Origin of the sequence: Stenotrophomonas sepilia, assembly GCF_003244875.1 — a bacterium.
GTDB classification, from domain to species: domain Bacteria; phylum Pseudomonadota; class Gammaproteobacteria; order Xanthomonadales; family Xanthomonadaceae; genus Stenotrophomonas; species Stenotrophomonas sepilia.
On sequence record NZ_LXXZ01000098.1, the window covers coordinates 65,800 to 89,138 of the forward strand.

The 23,339-nt window shown below is 68.3% G+C and carries 18 protein-coding genes; 10 read left to right on the forward strand and 8 right to left on the reverse strand.

Going from position 1 to position 23,339, the window contains the following annotated elements; translation table 11 throughout:
* Positions 1–9: 9 nt before the first annotated feature.
* Both smeB and smeC read left to right on the forward strand, forming a co-directional pair.
* A complete protein-coding gene (gene smeB, locus A7X97_RS19890) occupies positions 10–3,159 on the forward strand; it encodes a multidrug efflux RND transporter permease subunit SmeB (RefSeq protein WP_111008356.1) in 3,150 nt (1,049 codons plus the stop codon).
* Positions 3,156–4,571 carry a multidrug efflux transporter outer membrane subunit SmeC gene (gene smeC / locus A7X97_RS19895; protein WP_111008357.1) on the forward strand — a complete coding sequence of 472 codons (1,416 nt, stop codon included), beginning with the start codon at positions 3,156–3,158 and terminating at the stop codon, positions 4,569–4,571. The genes smeB and smeC overlap by 4 nt, the downstream gene beginning before the upstream one ends.
* A gap of 133 nt (positions 4,572–4,704) precedes the next feature.
* On the opposite strand, the gene mnmG is transcribed toward smeC, so the two are convergent.
* Together mnmG and A7X97_RS19905 are read right to left on the reverse strand one after the other, a co-directional pair.
* Positions 4,705–6,594 (reverse strand): tRNA uridine-5-carboxymethylaminomethyl(34) synthesis enzyme MnmG, encoded by a 1,890-nt coding sequence (gene mnmG / locus A7X97_RS19900; RefSeq protein ID WP_049439460.1) that lies wholly within the window; start codon positions 6,592–6,594, stop codon positions 4,705–4,707.
* 586 nt (positions 6,595–7,180) lie between these two features.
* Positions 7,181–7,672: a hypothetical protein gene (locus A7X97_RS19905; protein ID WP_072168008.1), complete on the reverse strand. Its 492-nt coding sequence runs from the start codon at positions 7,670–7,672 to the stop codon at positions 7,181–7,183.
* Positions 7,673–7,832: 160 nt separating this feature from the next.
* Here A7X97_RS19905 and A7X97_RS19910 point away from each other — a divergent pair, with 160 nt between their 5' ends.
* A complete protein-coding gene (locus A7X97_RS19910; protein WP_088497029.1) occupies positions 7,833–8,795 on the forward strand; it encodes a pyridoxal-phosphate dependent enzyme in 963 nt (320 codons plus the stop codon).
* Positions 8,780–9,424, forward strand: coding sequence for a YdcF family protein (locus A7X97_RS19915; protein WP_072168071.1), 645 nt, complete (start codon positions 8,780–8,782; stop codon positions 9,422–9,424). The genes A7X97_RS19910 and A7X97_RS19915 overlap by 16 nt, the downstream gene beginning before the upstream one ends.
* 110 nt (positions 9,425–9,534) lie before the next feature.
* Here the strand turns inward: A7X97_RS19915 and bioC are convergent, their stop codons facing one another.
* The 5 genes from bioC to bioB all read right to left on the reverse strand — a co-directional run bounded on the left by bioC (position 9,535) and on the right by bioB (position 14,374).
* Positions 9,535–10,419: a malonyl-ACP O-methyltransferase BioC gene (gene bioC, locus A7X97_RS19920; protein ID WP_088497030.1), complete on the reverse strand. Its 885-nt coding sequence runs from the start codon at positions 10,417–10,419 to the stop codon at positions 9,535–9,537.
* Between the two features lie 12 nt (positions 10,420–10,431).
* On the reverse strand, positions 10,432–11,211 hold the full coding sequence (locus tag A7X97_RS19925; protein ID WP_088497031.1) for an SDR family oxidoreductase: 780 nt from the start codon (positions 11,209–11,211) through the stop codon (positions 10,432–10,434).
* Positions 11,212–11,241: 30 nt separating this feature from the next.
* The gene (gene bioH / locus A7X97_RS19930; protein WP_111008358.1) at positions 11,242–12,021 is read right to left on the reverse strand and encodes a pimeloyl-ACP methyl ester esterase BioH; all 780 of its coding nucleotides are present in this window, start codon (positions 12,019–12,021) and stop codon (positions 11,242–11,244) included.
* Between the two features lie 18 nt (positions 12,022–12,039).
* The gene (bioF, locus tag A7X97_RS19935) at positions 12,040–13,263 is read right to left on the reverse strand and encodes an 8-amino-7-oxononanoate synthase (protein ID WP_088497033.1); all 1,224 of its coding nucleotides are present in this window, start codon (positions 13,261–13,263) and stop codon (positions 12,040–12,042) included.
* A gap of 67 nt (positions 13,264–13,330) precedes the next feature.
* Positions 13,331–14,374, reverse strand: coding sequence for a biotin synthase BioB (gene bioB / locus A7X97_RS19940; RefSeq protein WP_072168002.1), 1,044 nt, complete (start codon positions 14,372–14,374; stop codon positions 13,331–13,333).
* A 159-nt stretch (positions 14,375–14,533) separates the two neighbouring features.
* On the opposite strand from bioB, the gene A7X97_RS19945 reads away from it, so the two are divergent.
* Complete coding sequence (locus A7X97_RS19945; protein ID WP_072168001.1) at positions 14,534–14,842, forward strand: hypothetical protein; 309 nt, start codon at positions 14,534–14,536, stop codon at positions 14,840–14,842.
* On the opposite strand, the gene A7X97_RS21785 is transcribed toward A7X97_RS19945, so the two are convergent.
* On the reverse strand, positions 14,829–15,197 hold the full coding sequence (locus A7X97_RS21785; RefSeq protein WP_146260264.1) for a hypothetical protein: 369 nt from the start codon (positions 15,195–15,197) through the stop codon (positions 14,829–14,831). The two genes, A7X97_RS19945 and A7X97_RS21785, sit on opposite strands and share 14 nt — an antisense overlap.
* Between A7X97_RS21785 and A7X97_RS19950 the strand changes: the two genes are divergently transcribed.
* The 5 genes from A7X97_RS19950 (at position 15,183) to A7X97_RS22200 (ending at position 23,332) form a co-directional block, all read left to right on the forward strand.
* A complete protein-coding gene (locus tag A7X97_RS19950) occupies positions 15,183–16,508 on the forward strand; it encodes a chloride channel protein (RefSeq protein ID WP_072167999.1) in 1,326 nt (441 codons plus the stop codon). The two genes, A7X97_RS21785 and A7X97_RS19950, sit on opposite strands and share 15 nt — an antisense overlap.
* Positions 16,509–16,653: 145 nt before the next feature.
* The gene (locus tag A7X97_RS19955; protein WP_088497040.1) at positions 16,654–17,823 is read left to right on the forward strand and encodes an L-dopachrome tautomerase-related protein; all 1,170 of its coding nucleotides are present in this window, start codon (positions 16,654–16,656) and stop codon (positions 17,821–17,823) included.
* 88 nt (positions 17,824–17,911) lie between these two features.
* Positions 17,912–18,601 carry a ComF family protein gene (locus A7X97_RS19960; protein ID WP_088497034.1) on the forward strand — a complete coding sequence of 230 codons (690 nt, stop codon included), beginning with the start codon at positions 17,912–17,914 and terminating at the stop codon, positions 18,599–18,601.
* A gap of 256 nt (positions 18,602–18,857) precedes the next feature.
* A complete protein-coding gene (locus A7X97_RS19965; protein ID WP_245885074.1) occupies positions 18,858–20,540 on the forward strand; it encodes a ShlB/FhaC/HecB family hemolysin secretion/activation protein in 1,683 nt (560 codons plus the stop codon).
* An 86-nt stretch (positions 20,541–20,626) separates the two neighbouring features.
* Entirely contained in the window at positions 20,627–23,332 is a 2,706-nt protein-coding gene (locus A7X97_RS22200; RefSeq protein ID WP_245885076.1) for a filamentous hemagglutinin N-terminal domain-containing protein, read from the forward strand.
* Positions 23,333–23,339: the final 7 nt, after the last annotated feature.

Below are 23,339 nucleotides of genomic sequence, written 5' to 3' on the forward strand. Positions count from 1 at the left end.
CTGCCGCGCATGGTTCGTTTCTTCATCGACCGGCCGATCTTCGCCTGGGTGATCGCCATCGCGGTCAGCCTGCTCGGCCTGCTCGCGATCCTGATCCTGCCGGTGGACCGCTACCCGCAGATCGCCCCACCCACCATCACCATCCGCGCCACCTACACCGGTGCCTCGTCGCAGACCGTGGAAAACGCGGTGACCCAGGTCATCGAGCAGTCCCAGCAGAGCCTGGACCACCTGATGTACATGACCTCCACCAGCGCCTCCGATGGTTCGGCGCAGGTCAACCTGGTGTTTGCCACCGGCACCAATCCGGACACCGCGCAGGTGCAGGTGCAGAACCAACTGCAGGCGGCGATGGCGACGCTGCCGCAGGCGGTGCAGCAGAACGGCCTGACCATCACCAAGTCCAGTGGTTCGATCTTCGAGGTGCTGTCGTTCACCAGCGAGGACGGCAGCATGGACAACTTCGATGTCGCCAACTTCATGGAAGCGCGCATCGACGACCAGATCAGCCGCGTCAGTGGTGTCGGCAACATCCAGCCGATCGGCCAGGAATACGCCATGCGCATCTGGCTGGACCCGGAGAAGATGCGCCAGTACGCACTGATGCCATCGGACATCGAGACCGCACTGCAGGCGCAGAACACCGACGTTTCGGCCGGTGAGCTGGGTGGCCAGCCGGCGCTGAAGGGCCAGCAGCTGGACGCCACGGTCACCGCGCGCAGCCGCCTGCACACGCCCGAACAGTTCGCGCGGGTGGTGCTGAAAGCCGATGCCAGCGGCAGCGTGGTGCACCTGGGTGACGTGGCGACGATCGGCCTGGGCCCGGAGAGCTACGACAGCATCAGCACCTTCAACGGCAAGCCGTCGGCGTCGCTGGGCATCGAGCTCAATGCGGGTGCCAATGCCATCGCCGTGTCCAAGGCCATCGAGACCCGCCTGCAGCAGTTGCAGAAGCACTGGCCGCACGGCTACACCTACCACGTGGCGTTCACCACCACGCCGTTCGTGACGATCTCGCTGAAGGAAGTGGTGATCACCCTGATCGAGGCGGTCATCCTGGTGGTGCTGGTGATGTACCTGTTCCTGCAGAACTGGCGCGCCACCCTGATCCCGACCATCGCAGTGCCGGTGGTGCTGCTGGGCACCTTCGGCGTGCTGGCCGCGTTTGGTTATTCGATCAACACGCTGACCATGTTCGCGCTGGTATTGGCCATCGGCCTGCTGGTGGACGATGCCATCGTGGTGGTGGAGAACGTGGAGCGGGTGATGACCTTCGAAGGGCTGGCGCCGAAGCCGGCCACGTTGAAGGCGATGGGCCAGATCACCGGCGCGCTGGTGGGCATCGTGCTGGTGCTGATCGCGGTGTTCCTGCCGATGGCGTTCTTCAGCGGTGTCACCGGCGTGATCTATCGCCAGTTCTCGGTGACGATTGCCGCCGCGATGGTCCTGTCGGTGCTGGTGGCGATGACCATCACCCCGGCGCTGTGCGGCAGCACCCTGCACCAGATTCCCAAGGGCGGCCATCCGCATGGCGACCACGGCGGCGAGCCGAGCCTGCTGGGCAAGTGCTTCATCTGGTTCAACCACCGTTTCGAGCGCACGTCCAACGGCCTGCGTCGCCGGGTGGATGGCTTCCTTGGCCGGCGCACGCTGGGCGTACTGTTCTACCTGGCGCTGAGCGTGGCTACCGGCCTGCTGCTGTGGCACCTCCCCGGCGCGTTCCTGCCCGACGAGGACCAGGGCATGCTCAACGCGCTGGTGAAGCTGCCGGCCGGTGCCACCCTGGAGCAGACCCGCGCGGTGATGGATCGCCTGAGTGCCGCCGCGGTGAAGGACGACGGCGTGCTGTCGATCCAGGCCACCGCTGGTTTCAGTGTCACCGGCAGCGGCCAGAACGTCGGCCAGGCCTTCATCCGCCTGAAGGACTGGGATGACCGCAAGGATGACGCCGACACCATTGCCGCGCGGTTGACCGCGGCCACGGCCAGCGTGCCCGATGCGCAGGTGTTCATCACCTCGCCACCGGCCATCCTTGGCCTGGGTGACGCGGGCGGCTTCACCCTGGAACTGCAGGACGAAGGCGGCGCCGGCCATGCCGCCGCCGTGGCCGCGCGCAACACGCTGTTGAAGGAGGCCGCCAGGGATCCGAAGCTGGTCAACGTGCGCTACGCCAGCCTGGAAGACGCGCCGGTGTATGCAGTGAAGGTGGACGACGCCAAGGCGCAGGCGATGGGCGTGAATCCGCAGGACATCAATGACACCTTGAATGCGGCCTTGGGTGGCGACTTCGTCAACAACTTCATCTACAAGGGCCGCATCAAGAAGGTGTTCATCCAGGGCACGGCCGAAGCGCGCATGCAGCCGCAGGACATCGAGCGCTGGAGCGTGCGCAACCAGGCAGGGCAGATGGTGCCGCTGTCGTCGCTGGTCAGCGCGCACTGGTCCAGCGCGCCGGCCGCGCTGCAACGCTACAACGGCATCTCGGCGATGGAGATCACCGGCCAGCCCGCGCCCGGCGTCAGTTCCGGCGAGGCGATGGCCGAGATCGCGCGCCTGGCCGACAAACTGCCGGAAGGCTTCAGCCATGCCTGGTCGGACATGGCCTACCAGGAACAGCTGTCGGGCAATCAGGCGCCAATGCTGTACGCCATCTCGCTGCTGTTCGTGTTCCTGTGCCTGGCCGCGCTGTATGAAAGCTGGGCGGTGCCGTTCGCGGTGATGCTGGCGGTGCCGGTGGGCGTGTTTGGTGCGGTGCTCATGATGAATCTGCGTGGCCTCAACAACGACGTGTACTTCCAGGTCGGCCTGCTGACCACGATTGGCCTGGCGGCCAAGAACGGCATCCTGATCGTCGAGTTCGCGCGCATCCTTGAACAGCAGGGCAGGAGCACCCGCGAGGCGATCCTGCAGGCCGTCTATCTGCGCCTGCGGCCGATCGTGATGACCTCGCTGGCGTTCCTGATGGGCGTGCTGCCGCTGGTGTTCGCCACCGGCGCCGGCTCGGCCGCGCGCCGCTCGCTGGGTACCGGCGTGGCCGGCGGCACGGTCGCCTCGATGGTGCTGGGCATGTTCTTCGTGCCGTTGTTCTACCTGCTCGTGCGCCGCCTGTTCCCGGGCCGCGCGCCGGCCCACGCCGCTGCCCCGGAGGCAAGCCCATGAAGCCGATGCTGCTGCGCGCCCTGGCGGCCGCAATGATCACCACGGTGCTGGGTGGTTGCGTGAGCATGGCGCCGCATTACCAGCGGCCCGAGGCACCGGTGCCGGCACAATTCGGCAATGTCGCCACGGGCGAGGCCGAGCCAGCACTTGCGGTGCCAGCCTGGCGCGAAGTCTTCCTTGAGCCACGCCTGCAGCAGGTGATCGCGCTGGCGCTGCAGAACAACCGCGACCTGCGCGTGGCCGTGCTGCAGGTGGAGAAGGAGCGGGCGCAGTACCGCATCCAGCGCGCGGCGCTGCTGCCGTCGGTGGATGCCAGCGGCAGTGTCACCCGCTCGCGGGTAAGCGATGCCAACAGCGAGACCGGTGCCACCCAGGTGACTGAATCCGATGCCGTGCAGGTGGGTATCAGCAGTTGGGAACTGGATCTGTTTGGACGCATCCGCAGCCTGAAGAACGAGACCCTGCAGAACTGGCTGGCCAGCGCCGAGAACCAGCGCGCCGCGCGCACCAGCCTGGTGGCCGAAGTGGCCGCGGCGTGGCTGGCGCTGGCAGCGGACGAGCAGTCACTGGCGTTCACCCGGCAGACCCTGGACAGCCAGCAGCAGACCCTGCAGCGCACCGAGGCCCGTCATGCACAGGGGCTGGCCTCGGGGCTGGATGTCTCGCAGGTACAGACCAGCGTCGAAGCCGCGCGCGGTGCGCTGGCCAAGCTGCACACGCAGCAGGCGCAGGATCGCGATGCATTGCAGTTGCTGGTGGGGGCGCCGCTGGATGCGGCCCTGCTGCCAACCGCGCAGGCGCTGGATGGCAGCGTGGCACTGGCGCCGCTGCCGGCCAACCTGCCGTCCAGCGTGCTGCTGCAGCGCCCGGACGTGTTGTCCGCCGAACACGCACTACAGGCGGCCAATGCCGATATCGGTGCCGCGCGCGCCGCATTCTTCCCGACGTTGACCTTGACCGCCAACTACGGCCACAGCTCCACCGCGTTGTCGACGCTGTTCTCGGCCGGCACCCGTGGCTGGTCGTTCGCGCCCAGCATCACCGCGCCGATCTTCCACGCCGGTGCGCTGAAGGCCTCGCTGGATGCCTCGAAGATCGGCAAGGACATCGGCATTGCGCAGTACGAGAAAGCGATCCAGCAGGCCTTCAGTGAAGTAGCCGATGCGCTGGCCACGCGCGATCACCTGACCGTGCAGATGGACGCACAGCGCGCGCTGGTGGCCGCCAGCCAGCGCAGCTACACGCTGGCCGATGCGCGTTACCGCACCGGGCTGGACGGCTATCTGCAGGCACTGGATGCGCAGCGCAGCCTGTTTGCCGCACAGCAGGACCTGATCGCGCTGCAGCAGCAGGAAGCGGGCAACCGGGTGACGTTGTTCAGGGTGCTGGGCGGCGGTGCCGACGCACGGTAGCGCGTTCGCCAAGGTGGGTGCGTGTTCCGCTCCGGTGGGTGCCGACCTTGGTCGGCACACATGCACGGAGTGTCGCTATCGGATGATTCGTGCCGGCCGAGGCCGGCACCCACCAGAAGCGGACGGTCCCGCGTTACGCCACGCGGCCGCGGCGCGCGCGCTCCAGGTGCACCAGCAGCAGTGAGATCGCTGCCGGGGTCATGCCCGGAATACGCTGCGCCTGGCCGATGGTCTGCGGGCGCACCCGCTCCAGCTTCTGCAGTGCTTCGGCCGACAGCCCGCGCACGGTCGCATAGTCGAACGCCTCGGCGATCGGCGTGGCCTCATGCCGCTGCTGGCGCTCGATCTCCTCGCGCTGGCGGTCCAGGTAGCCGGCGTACTTCACGCCGATCTCCACCTGCTCGGCCACCTTGGCGTCGGCCACGGCCGGCCCCAGCGATGGCACCTGCATCAGCTGCGCGTAATCCAGCTCGGGGCGCTTGATCAGGTCCAGCACGTTGGTCTCGCGGCTGACCGCCACGCCCAGCGTGTCCTGCACTTCGCGGCCCAGCGCATTGGCCGGGGTCGCCCACAGCGCGCCCAGGCGTGCGCGCTCGGCAGCAACAGCGGCCTGCTTGGTCTCGAACGCACCCCAGCGACGGTCATCCACCAGGCCCATCTCGCGGCCGGTCGGGGTCAGGCGCTGGTCCGCATTGTCCTCGCGCAGCTGCAGGCGGTACTCGGCGCGGCTGGTGAACATGCGGTACGGCTCGTTGGTGCCGTGGGTGATCAGGTCATCCACGAGCACGCCCAGGTAGGCCTCGTCGCGGCGCGGGCACCAGCCGTCCAGCCCACGCACCTGGCGTGCGGCGTTGAGGCCGGCCAGCAGGCCCTGCGCGGCGGCTTCTTCATAGCCGGTGGTGCCGTTGATCTGGCCAGCGAAGAACAGGCCGTTGACCAGCTTGGTCTCCAGAGACGCCTTCAGCCCGCGCGGATCGAAGAAGTCGTACTCGATGGCGTAGCCTGGGCGGGTGATGTGCGCGTTCTCGAAGCCACGGATGCTGCGCACCATCTCCAGCTGCACGTCGAACGGCAGCGAGGTGGAAATGCCGTTGGGGTAGATCTCGACGATGCCCAAGCCTTCGGGTTCGACGAAGATCTGGTGGCTGGCCTTTTCGGCGAAGCGCACCACCTTGTCCTCGATGGACGGGCAGTAGCGCGGGCCGATGCCTTCGATCTGGCCGCTGTACAGCGGCGAGCGGTGCAGCGCGTCGCGGATGATCTGGTGGGTCTGCTCGGTGGTGTGGGTGATCCAGCAGCTGACCTGCTGCGGATGCTCGTCCACCGAGCCGAGGAAGGACATCACCGGCCGCGGCGAATCGCCCGGCTGCTCGTCCATCACGCTGTAGTCCAGCGAGCGGCCATCGATGCGCGGCGGCGTGCCGGTCTTCAGGCGGTCGACCTGGAACGGGCGCTCGCGCAGGCGCGCGGCCAGCGTGGTGGCCGGCGGGTCGCCCATGCGGCCGGCGGCATACTGGGTCGGGCCGACATGGATCTTGCCGGCCAGGAAGGTGCCGGCGGTCAGCACCACGGCCCCGGCGTCGAAGCGCAGGCCGGTCTGGGTAATGACCCCGCGCACGGCGTCGCCTTCAATGACCAGGTCATCGACGGCGGCCTGGAACACGGTCAGGTTGGCCTGGCCTTCGACGATGGCGCGGATCGCCATGCGATACAGGTTGCGGTCGGCCTGGCAGCGGGTGGCGCGCACGGCTGGGCCCTTGGAGGCGTTGAGCGTGCGCCACTGGATGCCGGCGCGGTCGGCGGCATGCGCCATCGCACCGCCCAGGGCGTCGATTTCCTTGACCAGATGGCCCTTGCCGATGCCGCCGATGGCCGGGTTGCAGCTCATCGCGCCCACTGTTTCGATGTTGTGGGTCAGCAGCAGGGTGCGCACGCCGGTACGGGCCGCGGCCAGCGCGGCTTCGGTGCCGGCGTGGCCACCGCCGATGACGATGACGTCGTAACGATGGAAGGACGGGTTCATGGGGCTGTTCAGCTGGGGGCGGGCGCGGCCGGGGCGGCACCGGGGTGGCGATTTTAGCGCCATTCGGGGCCGCGACGTCGGCGCCGGCCGGCTTCCGTCGAAATCAGCCCTAAAGTTGGCAGGATTTTTGCAGATAACCCAATAGCACCCACCGTGGCTGGCGCCGCAGGCGCCCGTGACCGGAATTGGAACAGGGGCCGGTACAGGCGCACGGTGGGGGAGCAGGGGGCCGGCAGTCGGGGGACTGCGCGGCCCTGTTTTTTTCTGGAGGCTATCGGGAGAGCTCCATCCACGCATGGCGTGGATCTACTGATGACGGGCCTTGGGTAGATCCACGCATGCGTGGATGCCGTGGCGGCGGCACCAGAACAACGTGCCCCAAAAACAAACGGCCCCGCACTGCGGGGCCGTCTGCCTTCAGAGGTGCCGACATCCGACAGGGCCGGAACAGGGGGGATCCAGATGTTCCTGTCGGATATCGACGTAGAGCTTTTTGCGGCGGCCCGTGTCGTTTTTGTCACTTTGTGACGCGGGCCGTCACTGGCCCCGTAGAGTGCGGCTTGGACCGTGTGAAATGCAATACGGTTCAGCGCTCAACTGTGCGCTGCGTCCCACGATCCATGTTGCGCCAGGGGGAACCGTTCATTCTTGGCGCACTCGGCGCCGGAGCCGGACGGGCCGGCGGCGGGGGCGCAGAGGGCTGGCTGTTCGATTGCGGCGGGCGGCGCATCGAGTCCATGTTCCGCCACGGCGAACCGCCGTTGTACGACGGCCGCGACGGCGGCGGTGGGCGGTTCTCGCCGCCGTTGCCGGGTGGGCGCGGTGGCGGGCGGTGGTTGTGCGGCGGGCGGTAGATCGGGCGCGAGTAGTACGGATTGCCATAGCCGCCGTAGTAGCCGCCATAGCCGCCGTAGTACGGGTAGCCGTAGTTGTAGGGATAGCCGGCGGGGTAGCGGTACTCCACCGACGGCGCACCGTGGTAGTAGCTGCCGCTGCGGCCACCGCCGACATAGTCGTAGGTGGTGCAGCCGGTCAGGGCCAGCATCAGGCCACCGGCAAGCATCAGGCGCGTTTTCATCGTGGGTCCCCCCAGAGGACGGGTTGTACAGTGAGCTTCATGCGCAGGCGTTGAATCGGCCCTTAACTTCACTGTCCAGGATGAATGGAGGTGAAGGCTGCCATGCTGGCATGACCTGTGCCGGGGTCGCCAGCAGGGAGCCATACGTTAATCTTGCGTCATGAGCGATTCACTGTTGCCCCGTGCCGATGATGTCCTGGCTGCCGCTGCGCGGATCGCGCCGCACGCCAGCGTGACCCCGGTGCTGCGCTCGCGCACGCTGGATGCGCTGGCCGGCGCGCAGCTGGCGTTCAAGGCCGAGCATCTGCAGCGCGGTGGCGCATTCAAGTTCCGCGGCGCCTGCAATGCGGTGTGGTCGCTGGATGCCGATCGCGCCGGCGCTGGCGTGGTCACCCATTCCTCCGGCAACCACGGCGCCGCCCTGGCCCTGGCCGCGCGCACCCGTGGCATTCCCTGCCACGTGGTGGTGCCCGAAGGTGCAGTGGCGGCCAAGCTGGCCAACATCGCCCGCCATGGCGCCACGCTCTGGCGCTGCCCGCCGACCGTCGCTGACCGCGAGGCCAGTTGCGCCAAAGTACAGGCTGATACCGGCGCGACCCTGGTCCATCCTTATGCGGACCCGGCGGTGATGGCCGGGCAGGGCACCGCAGCACTGGAGCTGCTGCATAGCGACGGCCCGTTCGACGTGCTGGTGGTACCGGTGGGCGGCGGTGGCCTGGCCAGCGGTACCGCCCGGGCCCTGCAGCTCGCCAGCCCGCAGACCCGGCTGGTGCTGGCCGAGCCGGCCGGCGCGGACGACACCGCGCGCTCGTTGGCCGCTGGCGAGCGCCAGGGGCCGTTCACCCCGGACACGATCTGCGACGGTCTGCGCACCCTGATCGGCGCGCCCAACTTCGAGCTGCTGCGCGCGGCCAACGCCGAGGTGATCGTGGTCGATGACGCGGCGACGGTGGCGGCGATGCGCTTGCTGTGGGAGGTCCTCAAGCAGGTGGTCGAGCCGTCATCGGCGACCGTGCTCGCCGCGGTGCTGGCGCAGCCGCAGCGTTTTGCCGGCCTGCGCGTGGGCCTGGTGCTGTCCGGCGGCAACGTCGACCTTCCCGCACTGCGCTGGGGCGCGCCGTGAGCCGCGACCGGCACCGGCATCGCACTGGCCTGCTGGGCTGGCTGTGGCGGTTGTTTGTCCTGCTGGTGATCTGGCTGCTGGGCGTGACTGCCTGGATCGTCTGGGTCGGCGAGCGTGACCAGGCGGCCAAGGCCGACGCCATCATCGTGCTCGGTGCGGCGGCCTATGACGCCAAGCCGTCGCCGGTATTCGAAGAACGCATCCGTCATGGGCTGGATCTCTATGAGGCCCGGTTCGCGCCACTGCTGATCTTCACCGGAGGCTATGGTGGTACCGGCGCGCGCTTTTCCGAGTCACAGGTGGCGCGGCGCTATGCGCTCAAGCACGGCGTGCCGGACGATGCGATCCTGATCGAGACTGCCTCGCGCAACACCGTGCAGAACCTGGTGGAAGCCAAGCGGCTGATGGACCAGCGCAACCTGCACCGCGTGATCATCGTCAGCGACCCGCTGCACATGGCGCGCGCGCTGCGCCTGAGCAAGGCGCTGGGCATCGATGCACTGGCCTCGTCCACGCCCAGCACGCGCTTCCGCAGCTTCCACACCAGCTGGCGCTTCCTGGTGCAGGAAATCTACTTCTTCCACCGCGACCTGGTGCGGCCGCCGCTGAGTTCGCCGGCCAATACCTGAGGCGGGAGCCTGATTTGGGCGGCTACCATTCGGTAGTGCCGGCCGCTGGCCGGCAGATGCCCATCATGGAAACGTGAGGTTGCCGGCCAGCGGCCGGCACTACCAGGCGATCAGGTCTGCTTGCGCCGGATCGGAATCGCCGAAACCGGCACTGAGGCCACGTCATGCCCGCCTTCGCGGATCGGTGCGCCCGGGTCCGGTGCCCAGGCATGGGCATAGATCACTTCCCAGCTGCTGGGCAGCTTGCCGTCGGCGCGGCGCATCGGTTCATACGCCGCTGCCGCCGCAGCGAAACGGCCACGCCCGGTCAGCGTGTGGCGGCGATCCACCCGCGCATTGGTCGCGCCCATCGCGCGCAGCTCGCGCATCAACGAGGGCAGGTCGTCGTAGGTCAGGGTGAACAGATCGCGGTCCAGCACCGGGTCGCGGAAGCCCGCCATCATCAACGCATCGCCGAACTGGGCGATCTGCGCGAAGCGGCTCACATGCGGGCGGTCATCGGCGGCCGCGAAGGCCTCGTTGAGTTCGATCAGGGTTTCCGGGCCGAAGGTGGAACACAGCAGCAGGCCACCGGGCTTGAGCACGCGACGGAAGCCAGCGAACACCGCCGGCAGATCGTCCACCCACTGCAGGCACAGGTTGCTGAAGATCACGTCCACGCTGTTGTCGGCCAGCGGCAGCGCGGCGGCGTCGCCGCACAGGCGCTGGAACGGCTTCCACCAACCGGCCTGCCGCTTGGCCTGGTCCAGCATCGGCAGTGCCACGTCCAGCGCGATCACCTGCGCCTTCGGCCAGCGCTTCTTCATCAGCGCACTGGCGTGGCCGGTTCCGGCGCCAATGTCCAGCACCACCTCGGGCTTGCGTGCTTCCAGGTAGTCCAGCGATTCCACCAGCCGCGCCTGCACCTCGCGCTGCAGGGCGGCGGCGGCGTCGTAGCTGGCGGCGGCGCGGGCGAACGCGCGGCGGACATGGCGGGCATCGAAGTGGGACGGCATTGCGAAAGTCTCTTAGAACGTACCGGGGTAGGCGCCGCCGTCGATCAGCAGGTTCTGCCCGGTGAGGTAACCGGCGTGTGCGCTGCACAGGAAGGCGCAGGCGGCGCCGAATTCGTCCGCCGTGCCGAAGCGGCCGGCGGGAATCTGCTGGCGGCGGCGTTCGGCCACTGCGCCGGCATCGCCGTCCTTGCCCGCAGCGTGGGCGAAGTTGGCGCGCAGGCGGTCGGTGTCGAACTGGCCGGGCAGCAGGTTGTTGATCGTGACGTTGTGCGCGACGGTGCGGCGCGACAGGCCGGCGACGAAACCGGTCAGGCCGCTGCGTGCACCGTTGGACAGCGCCAGGATGTCGATCGGCGCTTTCACCGCCGACGAGGTGATGTTGACGATGCGGCCGAAGCCACGCGCAATCATCGCGTCCACGGTGGCGCGGATCAGCGCGATCGGCGCCAGCATGTTGGCGTCCAGCGCGGCGATCCAGTCGTCGCGCTCGAAAGTGCGGAAGTCGCCTGGCGGCGGGCCACCGGCATTGGTGACCAGGATGTCCACCTGCGGGCACGCGGCCAGCGCCGCGGCACGACCGGCGTCGGTGGTGACGTCGGCGGCGACCGCGCGCACCTCAGCGGCACCGGGCAGGGCGCTCAGCTCTGCGGCGGCAACCTGCAGTGCCTCCTCGCCACGGGCCACGATCACCACGTTGACGCCCTCGCGCACCAGCGCACGCGCGCAGCCCAGGCCCAAGCCCTTGCTTGCGCCGCAGACCAGTGCCCAGCGGCCGTTGATACCCAGATCCATGCGTCAATCCCGTGGAATGGAGGAAGGCGCTCATTGTCCGCCATCGGCCGGTGACAGGCCGGCAACGAAGTGTTGCAGGGCGCTGGCCACCTCGTCGGCATGGCCGAGGAAGGGCGCGTGGCCGCCATGGGCGATGGTCAGCGCCTGCGCACCCGGGGCCAATGCCGCAGCGGCCTGCATCGCCGCCGGAGACACCAGCCGGTCGCGCTGGCCGGCGATCCACAGGCTGGGCCTGGCCAGCGTCGGCAGTGCGCCGCGCAGGTCGGTGCTTTCCAGCAGGCGCAGGCCTTCCAGCAGAGCGCGTTCGGTGGGCGCGCCGCGCTCGACCAGGCGCTGACGCAGCGTGCGCAGCTCCTCGCGGGCGTGCGCCGAGCCCATCACATCCAGCGCCAGGAAGCGTTCCAGGGTGCCACCGAAATCGGTCGCCAGCTCGCGCCCGAACTGCTCGAAGACCGCCGGCTCCACCGCATGCGGCCAGTCGTGGCCGCGCACGAAGCGCGGCGTGGCCGCGATCATCGCCAGCCCGCGCACCTTCGGCAGCGTCGCGGCGGCGTGCAGTGCGAACAGCCCGCCCAGTGACCAGCCGCACCACACCGCCGGCGGCGTGGCCGCGGCAATGGCGTTGACCACAAATGGCAGGCGCAACGGTGTGGTGTCTTCGCGGCTGTGGCCATGGCCCGGCAGATCAACCAGATGCAGGGTGAACCGCTCGGCCAGGCGCTGCACCAACGGTGCGAACACACCGCCCTGCAGGGCCCAGCCATGAATCAGTACCAGGTCCGGCCCCTGGCCGGTGACGTCGATATGCATGGGAAAACGACAGCTGGCTCAGGCAAAGACAGGCAACGGCGGTGGCGCGGCGTCACGCACCGCCAGATCCACGCGATCGCGCGCGCTGGCGACCGCGTCCACCAGGCCACGCACCTGTTCCGGCGTGTGCAGGGCGGACAGGGTGACACGCAGGCGCGCCTTGCCTTCGGGCACCGTGGGCGGACGGATCGCGCCGACCAGCCAACCGGCCTGTTCCAGTGCCTTGGACATCGCCACAGCGCGGTGATCGTCACCACACAGCAGCGGCTGGATCGGCGTTTCCGAAGCCATCAGGTCCAGGCCATGGCGGCGTGCCTCGCTGCGGAACAGCGCGATCAGGTCGGTCAGTTTCGAGCGGCGCCAGTTGTCACGGCGTGCCAGGCGCACCGCTTCCAGTGCAGCGGCGGCCAGCGGTGGCGGCATCGCCGTGGTGTAGATGTAGGGGCGTGCGGTTTCGGCCAGGTGCTCGACCAGATCGTCGCGGCCCAGCACCAGCGCGCCGGAACCGCCCAGTGCCTTGCCCAGCGTGACCAGCTGCAGCGGCACATCGTCCACGCCCAGCCCGGCGGCGGCCACGGCACCACGGCCGTCACCGACCACGCCTACGCCGTGCGCATCGTCCACATAGAACAGCGCCTGCTGCAGGCGTGCCACAAGCGACAATGCACGCAGCGGTGCGATGTCGCCATCCATGCTGAAGACACCATCGGTGGCCAGCATCGCCGCGCCGTCGGGCGCGTGCTTGAGCTGGCGCATCGCGCCTTCGGCATCAAGGTGCGGATAACGGCGCAGGCGCGCACCGGCCAGGCGCGTCGCATCGAGCAGGCTGGCGTGGTTGAGCTTGTCCTGCACGCAGACGTCGTTCTCTTCGCTCAGCAGTGCCTGCTGCACGGCCAGGTTGGCGGCGAAGCCACTACTAAACAGCAGCGCGCGCGGGTAGCCCAGCCACTCCGCCACTTCGCGCTCCAGCGCGTCATGCAGGGCGTGGTGGCCGCAGACCAGGTGCGATGCACCCGCGCCGGTGCCTTCGCGTGCGGCGGCATCCTGCAGCGCGTTGACCACGCTGAACTGCTGGGCCAGGCCCAGATAATCATTGCTGCAGAAGCCGGTCAGCCACTGGCCGTCCACTTCCAGGCGCACGCCATCACGGCGGTTGACCGTGCGCCGCGTGCGGCGACGGCCCTGGGCATCGCGCAGGGCGCGCTGGGCGTGGAGGCGGGCGGTCAGGTCGGGGCGGGCCATGGCGGCTGAATGCGGCGACGGGGCGGCTAGGGTAGCGCGTTGCCGCGACGCCTGCTTGCGGCCTGTCTCAGGCCGCGTGAGCACAGCCACAGCCGGGCGCTTCGGCGCTGATATCGGCGTGCACGGTGCCACCGTGGTCGTGGCCCTCGGCGTCCACCTGCATCGCCATCGGTTGCAGGCCCAACCGCGCGAACAGGGCCAGGTCGCGCTCGCTCTCCGGGTTACCGGTGGTCAGCAGCTTGTCGCCGTAGAAGATCGAGTTGGCACCGGCCACGAAGCACAGCGCCTGCAGTTCGTCACTCATGGCTTCGCGCCCGGCCGACAGCCGCACCATCGAACGCGGCATGGCGATGCGTGCCACCGCGATCATGCGCACGAACTCGAACGGGTCCAGCTCGGCACTGCCATGCAGCGGGGTACCCGCCACCTGCACCAGCCTGTTGATCGGCACCGAATCGGGATGCGCCGGCAGCGTGGCCAGCGCCAGCAGCAGGCCGACGCGCTGCGCGCGCGTCTCGCCCATGCCGACAATGCCGCCGCAGCAGGTCTTCAGGCCGGCCTCGCGCACGTGCTCCAGCGTGTCCAGGCGGTCCTGGTACTGGCGCGTGTGGATGATCGAATCGTAGTAGTCCGGCGCGGTGTCGAGGTTGTGGTTGTAGTAGTCCAGGCCGGCGTCCTTCAGCGCACGTGCCTGCTCGCCGCTGAGCATGCCCAGCGTGGCGCAGGTTTCCAGGCCCAGCGCCTTCACCCCGGCGATCATCGCCGCCACCTTCGGAATGTCGCGGTCCTTCGGCGAACGCCACGCCGCGCCCATGCAGAAGCGCGACGCACCGGCGGCCTTGGCCTGGCGCGCCTTGGCCAGCACCGCGTCGGTGTCCATCAGCTTCTGCGCGTCCACCCCGGTGGTGTAGCGCTGTGCCTGCGGGCAGTACGCGCAGTCTTCAGGGCAGCCGCCGGTCTTTACCGACAGCAGCGTGGAGACCTGTACCTGGGCCGGGTCGAAGTGCTCACGGTGGACCGCAGCGGCGCGGAACAGCAGCTCGGGGAACGGCAGATCGAACAGCGCCTGCAGTTCGTCGTGTTGCCAGTCGTGGCGGATGGCAGCAGCCATGGCGGACCTTGGGTACGAGTGGAGCGAGGGCGGCAGTGTGGGTGGGCTGGTGAGCGCTGTCAACTTAATTTTATAGGTAAAGGTTTACATTGAACGGCCGCCATGAACGGGCGTTACGGTGTAAGTTCATTGCTGCATACGGACGCGCGAACACATGCCATGAACAGCTACCAGTCCTATTCGATCCGCCGCGACGCGGTGCTGTGCAGCCTGGCCGAACTACCTGACGGCGGCCTGCGCGTGGTGCTGGATGATCTGCGTCAGGCCGATGCGCCGGGGCAGTGGAAGAATCACACCTTCGTGACCTTCAAGGACTACCCGGCGGGGGAGCTCGATCCGGCGATGCTGCCGAAGGAGGAGCTTGAAGCATTCGGTCACTATGTCTTGGTTCGCTTGTTGGCGATAAACGGTTGCCTGCGTGATACGGACGAAGGCCCTGACAGCGATGTCCCTCTCACCGACCAGTAGCGGCAAAGCACCGCCGCGCTGACCGACGAAGGCAATCGCCCGGATCGATGCGCAACTGCGTTCCCACTGCGATGGACAGTTCCGAAACATCGCCTGCATCGAGGGGATGGCGATGTCGCTGGACCCGCAGCGCCACCCCGGCATTGCTGATGTCTTCTACGCCCAGCGTGTGCGCGAACGGGTCGCGCGCGGCGTACTGGAAGTGCGGGGTGCAAAAGCGCCGGTGGCGGGAGCGCCTGCGCGTCCAGCGATGTACGTCGGGGCATTTCACCGCATCCTGCAAGGCCTTCAGCCACAGTAGCCGCTGTCCGCCTTCCTCCGCAGCGTCCAAACTGCCCGCATGACCGATCTCCATCGCCTCCGCGGCCGCATCACCGCGCTGGTTCTCAGTGAGGCCTGGCGCCGCCGTGCCGCGCTCTGGGGCGGGGCTGTGGCCGTAGCGCTGGTGGCCATCCTGTTCGCCAAGGCCAGCGACGCGGCCTTCCATCTGTTCCAGCGCATCACCGCGCGCTCGCCGTGGTGGGCCCTGCTGCTCACGCCCGGCATCTTCGCGTTGCTGGCCTGGCTGACCAGTGGCGTGCTGAAGCCCACGCGGGGCAGCGGCATTCCGCAGGTCATCGCTGCGTTGGACAAGCCCGATGAGCCGTTCCGGAAAACCAACCTTTCCCCAGCGGTTTCGGCCGGCAAGCTGTTGCTGACCTCGCTGTCGCTGCTCGGCGGCGCGTCGGTTGGGCGCGAAGGTCCCACGGTGCATGTGGGCGCGAGCCTGATGTATCTGTTCGGCCGCTGGTTCGGCTTCAAGGATCCACGCGAACTCTCGCACTTCCTGCTGGCGGGTGGTGCAGCGGGCATCGCCGCGGCATTCAACACGCCGCTGGCGGGCATCGTGTTCGCCATCGAGGAGCTCAGTGGCCGTTTCGAACATCGCTTCTCCGGCACCCTGTTGACCGCAGTGATCGTCGGTGGCGTGGTGTCGCTGGGCCTGCTGGGCAACTACACCTATTTCGGCCATGTGAGCGCGCGCCTGCCGCTCGGCCAGGGCTGGCTGGCGATCCTGCTGTGCGGCGTAGTGGCCGGGTTGCTGGGCGGATTGTTCGCGCGCGCGGTGCTGGCCAGTGCGGCGGGGCGCCCCCGTTGGCTCGGGCAACTACGGCAGCGGCATCCCGTGTTGCTGGCCGCAGGCTGCGGGCTGGTGGTGGTGCTGCTGGCCCTGGCGTTCGGAGAAGGCGCATTCGGCACCGGCTACGAACAGGCGCGCAGCCTGGTGCAGGGGCAGGCGATGGTGGGCCACGAGTTCGGTCTGATGAAGCTGCTGGCGAACCTCGCATCGTACGTAGCCGGTATTCCCGGCGGCCTGTTCTCGCCGGCGCTGGCGGTCGGTGCCGGCCTTGGCCACAACCTGGCCGTACTGATGCCGGGCGTGGACCCGCGCGCGTTCGTGCTGCTGGGCATGTGCGCCTACCTGACCGGCGTCACCCAGGCCCCGCTGACCTCGGCGGTGATCTCGCTGGAGCTGACCGACAGCGGTGATCTGCTGCTGCCGATCCTGGCCACGGTGCTGATCGCGCGCGGCGTGTCCGGGCTGGTGTGCCGCGTGCCGATCTACCGCGGGTTGGCGGAGATGTTGATGGTGCCGAAAACAGAGCCAGCTGATAGGCCTCACTGATTGCCTTGATCAACAGGACCAATCATCTCGAATCTTCACTCCAGCAGTGAAGCTGATTCCGCGCTGCACCGTCTACCCCATGCGCGGCGCGCCGCTGAAGATGCATCGACACCGGGGCTGCACCCGGACCCGCATCGAGAGCACCATGATCAACTGCCGTATCCGCAGCCTGGCGGCTGCCGTCCTGGCCCTGGCCAGTTCCCCCGCGCTGGCGATGTCCGGCGCGCCCATGCTGCCCAGCGAGCGCAGCATCGGCACCCTCGAACCGGTGGCGCGTTTCGAAGGTGCCATGCCCACCAGCGTGGCGGTATCAGAAACCGGGCGCATCTTCGTCAACTTCCCGCGCTGGGGCGATGACGTGAGCTACAGCGTGGCCGAATGGCGCGACGGCCGCGCCGTTCCCTATCCGGATGCGCGCATCAACAGCGCGGACGGAGCCGACCCGGCTGCACACTTCATCAGCGTGCAGAGCGTGGTGGCCGATGGCCAAGGCCGGCTTTGGGTGTTGGACACTGCAGCGCCCGGATTCTCCGCACCGCAGGCCGGCGGTGCCAAACTGGTGGCGATCGACCTTGCCACCAACACCGTGGCCAAGACGCTGGTGTTCCCGGCCAACGTCATCGACGCGCGCACCTATGTCAACGATGTGCGCTTCGATTTCCGTGTTGGCCGCGAGGGCGTGGCCTACGTGACCGACTCGTCGCTGAGCGGTATCGGCGGCATCATCGTGATCGATCTCGCCACGGGGGCTGCATCCAAGCGCCTGGTCGGGCATGTGTCCACCTCGGCCGATCCGGCCTTCGTGCCGATCGTGGAAGGACAGCAGATGCGGCTGCGCAATGCGGATGGTTCGACGCAGCCGTTCACCGTAGCCGCCGATGGCATTGCGTTGTCGCCTGATGGCAGCACGCTGTTCTACACCCCGTTGTCCAGCCGTCATCTGTACAGCGTACCCACTGCCTTGCTGCGCGACCCCAAGGTGAGTGAAGCGGCACTGGCGGCAGCCGTGGTCGACCTCTGCGACAAGGGCGCCTCCGATGGCATGGAAATGGACGCCAACGGCCGGCTGTATGCCAGCGACTACGAGCACAACGCCATCCATGCCCGTGATGCGGACGGACGCTGGACGACCGTGGTGCACGACCCGCGCATCCTGTGGCCGGATACGTTGTCGATGGGGCCGGGCGGCTATCTGTACTTCACCGCCAACCAGCTGCACCGGCAGGCCGGATTCAATGGCGGCGTTGATCGGCGGCAGGCGCCGTACATGGTGTACCGCACGCGGGTGGATGCCGCGCCGGCGCCCACGAGGTGAAGTGATCCGTAAACGGGTAAGGATGCCTACGGGTTGAAGGGCGAGCGTCTGATGGCCCCAGGGCCGGGGTGCGATCACGCTGTAGTGCATGCCGGTCCTGTTCAAGTCCACTCGCCTCCTGCAGGCGGCGCTTCGCGTGCTGCTGCCACTGCGCTGCCTGGTATGCGGCGATCCGGGCCATGATGATCTCGACCTGTGCTGCGCCTGCCTCGCCGAACTACCCTGGGCCGGCCGCGCCTGCCTGCGTTGCGCGCTGCCGTTGCCGGACGCCGCCCTGATCGTCTGCGGCAGCTGCCGCGAGGAGGCGCCGCCGCAGGCCGCCACACATGCCAGCCTGCTGTACCTTCCACCCGTCGATCAGCTGCTGGTGCGTTACAAGTTCCACCAGGACTTGGCGGCCGGGCGCTTGCTTGCCCAGCTGATGCAGCGCGCACCACCGCCCTGGTCGTGCGCGCCGCTGGTGCCGGTGCCGCTGCATGGGCGGCGCCTGCGCCAGCGCGGCTACAACCAGGCCGGCGAGCTGTGCCGGTTGCTGCCGATGCCGGTCTGGCAGGGGGTGTACCGACGACGCCACACCGCGCCGCAGTCCGAGCGCAGCGCAGAGCAGCGCCGGGACAATCTCTTTGACGCATTCGGCACGCGCTTGTCGCCACCGACACGGCTGACCGTCGTGGACGATGTGATGACCACCGGCAGCACCGTGATGGAAATCGCCGAGACGTTGCGGCTGGCGGGTGCCAGGGACGTGCGGGCATGGGTGTGCGCACGGGTGCCGTGACGACGGGAGCGATTGACATCGCATGACGGCAGCTGAAGGATGCCCATCCTTCAGCGCGCGGTGCTCGGCTGCATCGCCGCAATGGGTGCACGGATGCAAAGACCCTAAAGTTCCGCGCACTCCCGCCGATAGCGGTTGGCGGTCGACTCGGTGCTGGCCGCACGTTCTCTCTGCACGATGTCTGTTCACAGCTTCAGGTCTGTACCAATGCTGGACAAGGAAGTCGTTGATGGGTAACAGAAAAGCAGGATTCAGCATGCGTGCCGTTCTGGGCACTGCGGGGCTGTTGTTGATCGGCGTCGTGCATGCGCAGTCGGCCAGTCCCTCGTTCGCCGAGCAGCAGGAACTGCGCGAACGCGCCGAGCGCGAGGCACGCGAGCGTGAGCAGCGGCAGGCATTGCCGGATGTATCACGCGAACAGCCGGCCGCTGCCACCGATCTGCATTCGCTGGCACTGCCGGACGAAGAACCGTGCTTCACCCTGCAGCAGCTGCAGCTCGACGGTGCGCATCTGGCGCAGTTCGCGTTCCTGCAGCGCTATCTCGACCGCTACCGTGGCCGCTGCGTGGGCCAGCAGGGCATCGCGCTGATCGTGCGGCGTGCCTCGGATCTGGCGCTGGCCAAGGGCTACGTGACCACGCGCATCGGCCTGCCCGAGCAGAGCCTGGGCAGCGGAACCCTGCGCCTGCAGCTGGTGCCGGGCGTGATCCGGCAGATCCGCTTCAACGCGGAAGAGGTTCCCGATTCGATGTGGAAGAGTGCGTTTCCCGCGCGGCCGGGGGACGTGCTTAATCTGCGCGCGTTGGAACAGGGCCTGGAGCAGCTCAAGCGCGTTCCGTCGCAGGACGTGAACATGGAGCTGGTGCCGGGCGAAGGGCCCGGCGAGTCGGACGTGGTCATCAGCATCCGCCACGGCAAGCGATGGCGTGCCTCGGTGTCGCTGGATGATGCCAGCAGCCGTGCGACCGGAAAGCAGCAGGTCGGCGCGACCGCGTGGGTAGACAACCTGGCTCGCGTCAACGACCTGCTCAGCGTTGGCGTCAGCAGCGACGGCAGTGCCGACAAGGGCCGGGGTACCCACGGCTTCAATGCGTCGTGGTCGGTTCCGGTGGGCAACTGGCGTTTCAGCACCAGTACCTACAGCTCGCGCTACAAGCAGACCATCGCCAGCAACGCCGACACGTTCGCCAGCACCGGCACCTCCAGCAACGTCGACCTGGCCGTGGAACGGCTGCTGGTGCGTGGTCAGAGCTATCGCAGCGGCATCGAGCTGCGCGTGGCGCAACGGTCGTCGCACAGCTACGTGGAAGGCGTGGAGATCGAAGGCCAGCGCCGGCGTACCACCTCGGTCGAGCTGGCGCTGCTGCACCGCCAGTACCTGGGGCGGGTCCAGGCCGATATCCGCCTGGCGCACCGCCGCGGCGTGCCGTGGCTGGGAGGCGATGATGACGCCGTGGGCCGTGATGACCTGGCGCCGACGTTCCGCTATGGGCTGACCACGCTGGATATCGGCGCCGGTGGCGCCCTGACATCCGGGCCGCGTCCGCTGGCATGGAACACCGCGCTCCGCTACCAGTGGAGCAAGGACACGCTGTACGGCTCGGAGTTCATCAGCGTCGGTGGCCGCTATACCGTCAACGGCTTCGATGGCGAGGTGCCACTCGGCGGCAGCCGTGGCGGCTACTGGCGCAACAGCATCAGCTGGATGGCACAGCGCGCCATCGCGCCCTATGTGGGCATCGATATCGGCCACATCGAGCGCGACGACCGCCAGGGTATCGGCGGCGGAACCCTCAGCGGCGCCCACCTGGGTGCACGTGGCGAGCTGGGCGGACTGGCGTGGGATGGCTTCGTCGGCGTACCGATGAGCCGCCCGGCTTGGCTCAAGCATGAGGCACGCGGTCACGTGATCGGATTCCGCGCGTCCTGGCAGTTCTGATTCGACTGGAAGCACCGTCGCCACGTGGCGACGTGATCGGGTTGTTGTGTGTGCAGTTCCCCCCTGGGTTGATGGAAGCACCTGGCATGAAGAACGTATTCCGCAGTCTGTCCCTGTCCACTTCGGGCGCCGGTTGGGCCACGCGCCTGCGCACCGCGATGGCGAGCGCCACCCTGGCACTGGCGTTCCTGGCCCCGGGCAGCTCGTTTGCCCAGGTGCAGGTACAGGCCGGCGAGCAGGCGCGGGCCGACCAGGCGGCGAACGGCGTGCCGGTCATCCAGATCAACCGGCCCAACGCGGGCGGCGTATCGCACAACCGCTTCCAGGACTACAACGTCGGGCGCGAGGGGCAGATCCTCAACAACAGCGCGAGCACCGTGCAGACCCAGCTGGGTGGCTACATCCAGGGCAACGGCAATCTGCAGCCGGGCCAGTCGGCACGATTGATCCTCAACGAGGTGACATCCACCAACGCATCGCGCCTGCAGGGCCACATCGAGGTGGCGGGGCGCTCGGCGGCGGTGATCGTCGCCAACCCCAATGGCATCACCTACGATGGCTGCGGCTTCATCAATACCACCCGTGGCACGCTGACCACCGGCACCCCGGTGTTCGGCAACGATGGCAGCCTGTCTGCGTTCCGGGTGTCCCGCGGAACGATCCGCCTGGAAGGCAACGGCCTGGATGCCGGCAACCTGGAAGGCGTCGACCTGCTGGCGCGCGCCGTGCAGCTCAACGCGGGCCTTTGGGCGCGCCAGGTGAACGTGGTCACCGGCGCCAACCAGATCGATGCCCAGACCCTGGCGACGCAGGCGATCAGCGGAGAAGGCGAACGCCCGCAGTTCGGCCTGGATGTTGCCGCCCTCGGTGGCATGTACGCAGGCAAGATCCGCCTGGTCGGCACCGAGGCCGGCGTGGGTGTGCGCAGCACGGGCCAGATGGTGGCCGACGCAGGCGACTTCATCCTGACCCAGGCCGGCGATGTCCGCCTGAGCGGACGCACGGCGGCTGCAGGCCGCCTGCAGATCGAAACCGACGGTGACCTGAAGGCCGACGGTACCCAGTACGCGCAGGGAGATCTTCAGATTCGTGCCCGGCAGGCGTCGCTTGCCGGTTCCACGTCGGCGGGCGCTGCGTTGGCCGTACGCGCCAACCAGAATCTGGACCTGGCCGGCAGCGCGCAGGCCGCACAGATGCAGCTGGACGCCAGTGGCACGCTGACCCTGGCTGACACGGCGAAGAGCGCGGGCAGCATCGCGCTGGCTGCCGCACAGGTGCAGAACCATGCACAGGTGACCGCAGGCGCCGGGCTTGCCGTGCGCGCCGACACGCTGGCGCAGGACAAGGGCGCGCGCCTGGGCGCACAGGCGCTGGACGTGCAGGCCCGCCAGGTGGACAACGCCGGCCTGCTGCTGGGCAACCAGGGCGTACGGATGCAGGCCGCGCAGCTGCACAACGCCGGCCAGCTGTACAGCGACGCCGACGTCGAACTCGATGCGGCCAGCATCGACAACGAGGGCATCATCGGTGCCGGTGCCAACCTGCGTGCAGCGGCCGACCGCATCACCCAGCTGAAGGGTGCCGAGCTGTCTGCGGGCGGGCTGCTGAAGATCCAGGCGCGCCAGCAGCTGGACAACGCCGGACGCATCCTCTCGGAGCAGGCGCTGGAACTGTCTGCCGGCGGCGTGGACAACCAAGGCACCCTTGAGGCCCGCCAGGCCGCGCTGGCGGTCGATCGTCTGCGCAACAGCGGCACGCTGCAGGCGGTGGACCTGCTGGCATTGAAGTCCAACGCACGCATCGACAATGGCACCACCGGCAGCATCCAGGGGGGCAAGGGCCTGAAGGTCGACGCCGATGTGCTGCACAACGCCGGCATCATCGGCAGCGCAGCCGATGCCCGTCTGTCCGTTGCCACGCTCGACAACCGCAACCGGCTTGAAGCCGGCGGCACCCTGACCCTTCAGGGCAGCGTTCTGCGGCAGCAGGCGGCCGCCACGGCGCTGGCACGCGTGGTGGCCGTGGACGTGCAGAAGGTCATCAACGACGGTCGCCTGCATGGCCAGCAGGCAATGGATCTGCGCGCCACTGAGCTGAGCAACAGTGGTGTGATCTACGGTCGCGACCGCTCACAGCTGCGCACCACCACATTGGACAATGCCGGCGTGATCGCCAGCGATGGCGCGCTTGACGTGCGCACCGACGCGCTGCACAACCGCGCCGGCGGCAACCTGTCCAGTGCGCAGTCGCTGCAGCTGGATGCGGTGACGCTAGACAACGCCGGTAACGTGTTCGCCAAGGGAGCACTGACGGCCAAGGCCGATGTGATCGACAACCGTGGCGACCTCTATGGCGTCAGCGATGTCGATGTCACCGTGCGCGACTCGCTGGACAACCAGGGCAGCCTGGTGGCCGGCCAGGCGTTGCAGGTGCGGGGCCGGACACTGCGCAGCGAGGGTGAACTGGGCAGCGAGCGCGGCAACGTGCAGCTCAGCAGTGACCAAGCCCTGGTGCTGGGCGGGCGCACGTTGGCGGCCGGCACACTGACCGCGCACGCGGGCGGCAGCCTGGAGCAGTCGGGCAAGGCCTTTGCGCAGCAGGGCGTCGTGCTGTCCGCCGATGCCGGCGTGACGCTGAAGGGAACGATCGACAGCGCCGCTGATCTGCAGGTGCGCAGCGACGGCGACCTGGACAACCAGGCGGCGTTGTTCGCCAGCGGCGCGCTGTCGCTGCAGGCTGCGCAGGCACTGCGCACTGCGGCCGACGTTCAGGCGCGCACGGTCACGCTGTAGGCCGCCC

Excerpts from the sequence above, each read along its gene's own strand:
- bioF (WP_088497033.1), bottom strand. The coding sequence starts at position 13,263 with ATGGCCCGCCCCGACCTGACCGCCCGCCTCCACGCCCAGCGCGCCCTG.
- A7X97_RS21785 (WP_146260264.1), bottom strand. The coding sequence starts at position 15,197 with ATGGAGATCGGTCATGCGGGCAGTTTGGACGCTGCGGAGGAAGGCGGA.
- A7X97_RS19945 (WP_072168001.1), top strand. The coding sequence starts at position 14,534 with ATGAACAGCTACCAGTCCTATTCGATCCGCCGCGACGCGGTGCTGTGC.
- A7X97_RS19905 (WP_072168008.1), bottom strand. The coding sequence starts at position 7,672 with ATGAAAACGCGCCTGATGCTTGCCGGTGGCCTGATGCTGGCCCTGACC.
- smeB (WP_111008356.1), top strand. The coding sequence starts at position 10 with ATGGTTCGTTTCTTCATCGACCGGCCGATCTTCGCCTGGGTGATCGCC.
- A7X97_RS19950 (WP_072167999.1), top strand. The coding sequence starts at position 15,183 with ATGACCGATCTCCATCGCCTCCGCGGCCGCATCACCGCGCTGGTTCTC.
- bioC (WP_088497030.1), bottom strand. The coding sequence starts at position 10,419 with ATGCCGTCCCACTTCGATGCCCGCCATGTCCGCCGCGCGTTCGCCCGC.
- A7X97_RS19925 (WP_088497031.1), bottom strand. The coding sequence starts at position 11,211 with ATGGATCTGGGTATCAACGGCCGCTGGGCACTGGTCTGCGGCGCAAGC.
- A7X97_RS19955 (WP_088497040.1), top strand. The coding sequence starts at position 16,654 with ATGATCAACTGCCGTATCCGCAGCCTGGCGGCTGCCGTCCTGGCCCTG.
- A7X97_RS19910 (WP_088497029.1), top strand. The coding sequence starts at position 7,833 with ATGAGCGATTCACTGTTGCCCCGTGCCGATGATGTCCTGGCTGCCGCT.
- bioH (WP_111008358.1), bottom strand. The coding sequence starts at position 12,021 with ATGCATATCGACGTCACCGGCCAGGGGCCGGACCTGGTACTGATTCAT.
- A7X97_RS19965 (WP_245885074.1), top strand. The coding sequence starts at position 18,858 with ATGCGTGCCGTTCTGGGCACTGCGGGGCTGTTGTTGATCGGCGTCGTG.
- bioB (WP_072168002.1), bottom strand. The coding sequence starts at position 14,374 with ATGGCTGCTGCCATCCGCCACGACTGGCAACACGACGAACTGCAGGCG.
- smeC (WP_111008357.1), top strand. The coding sequence starts at position 3,156 with ATGAAGCCGATGCTGCTGCGCGCCCTGGCGGCCGCAATGATCACCACG.
- A7X97_RS19960 (WP_088497034.1), top strand. The coding sequence starts at position 17,912 with ATGCCGGTCCTGTTCAAGTCCACTCGCCTCCTGCAGGCGGCGCTTCGC.
- mnmG (WP_049439460.1), bottom strand. The coding sequence starts at position 6,594 with ATGAACCCGTCCTTCCATCGTTACGACGTCATCGTCATCGGCGGTGGC.
- A7X97_RS22200 (WP_245885076.1), top strand. The coding sequence starts at position 20,627 with ATGAAGAACGTATTCCGCAGTCTGTCCCTGTCCACTTCGGGCGCCGGT.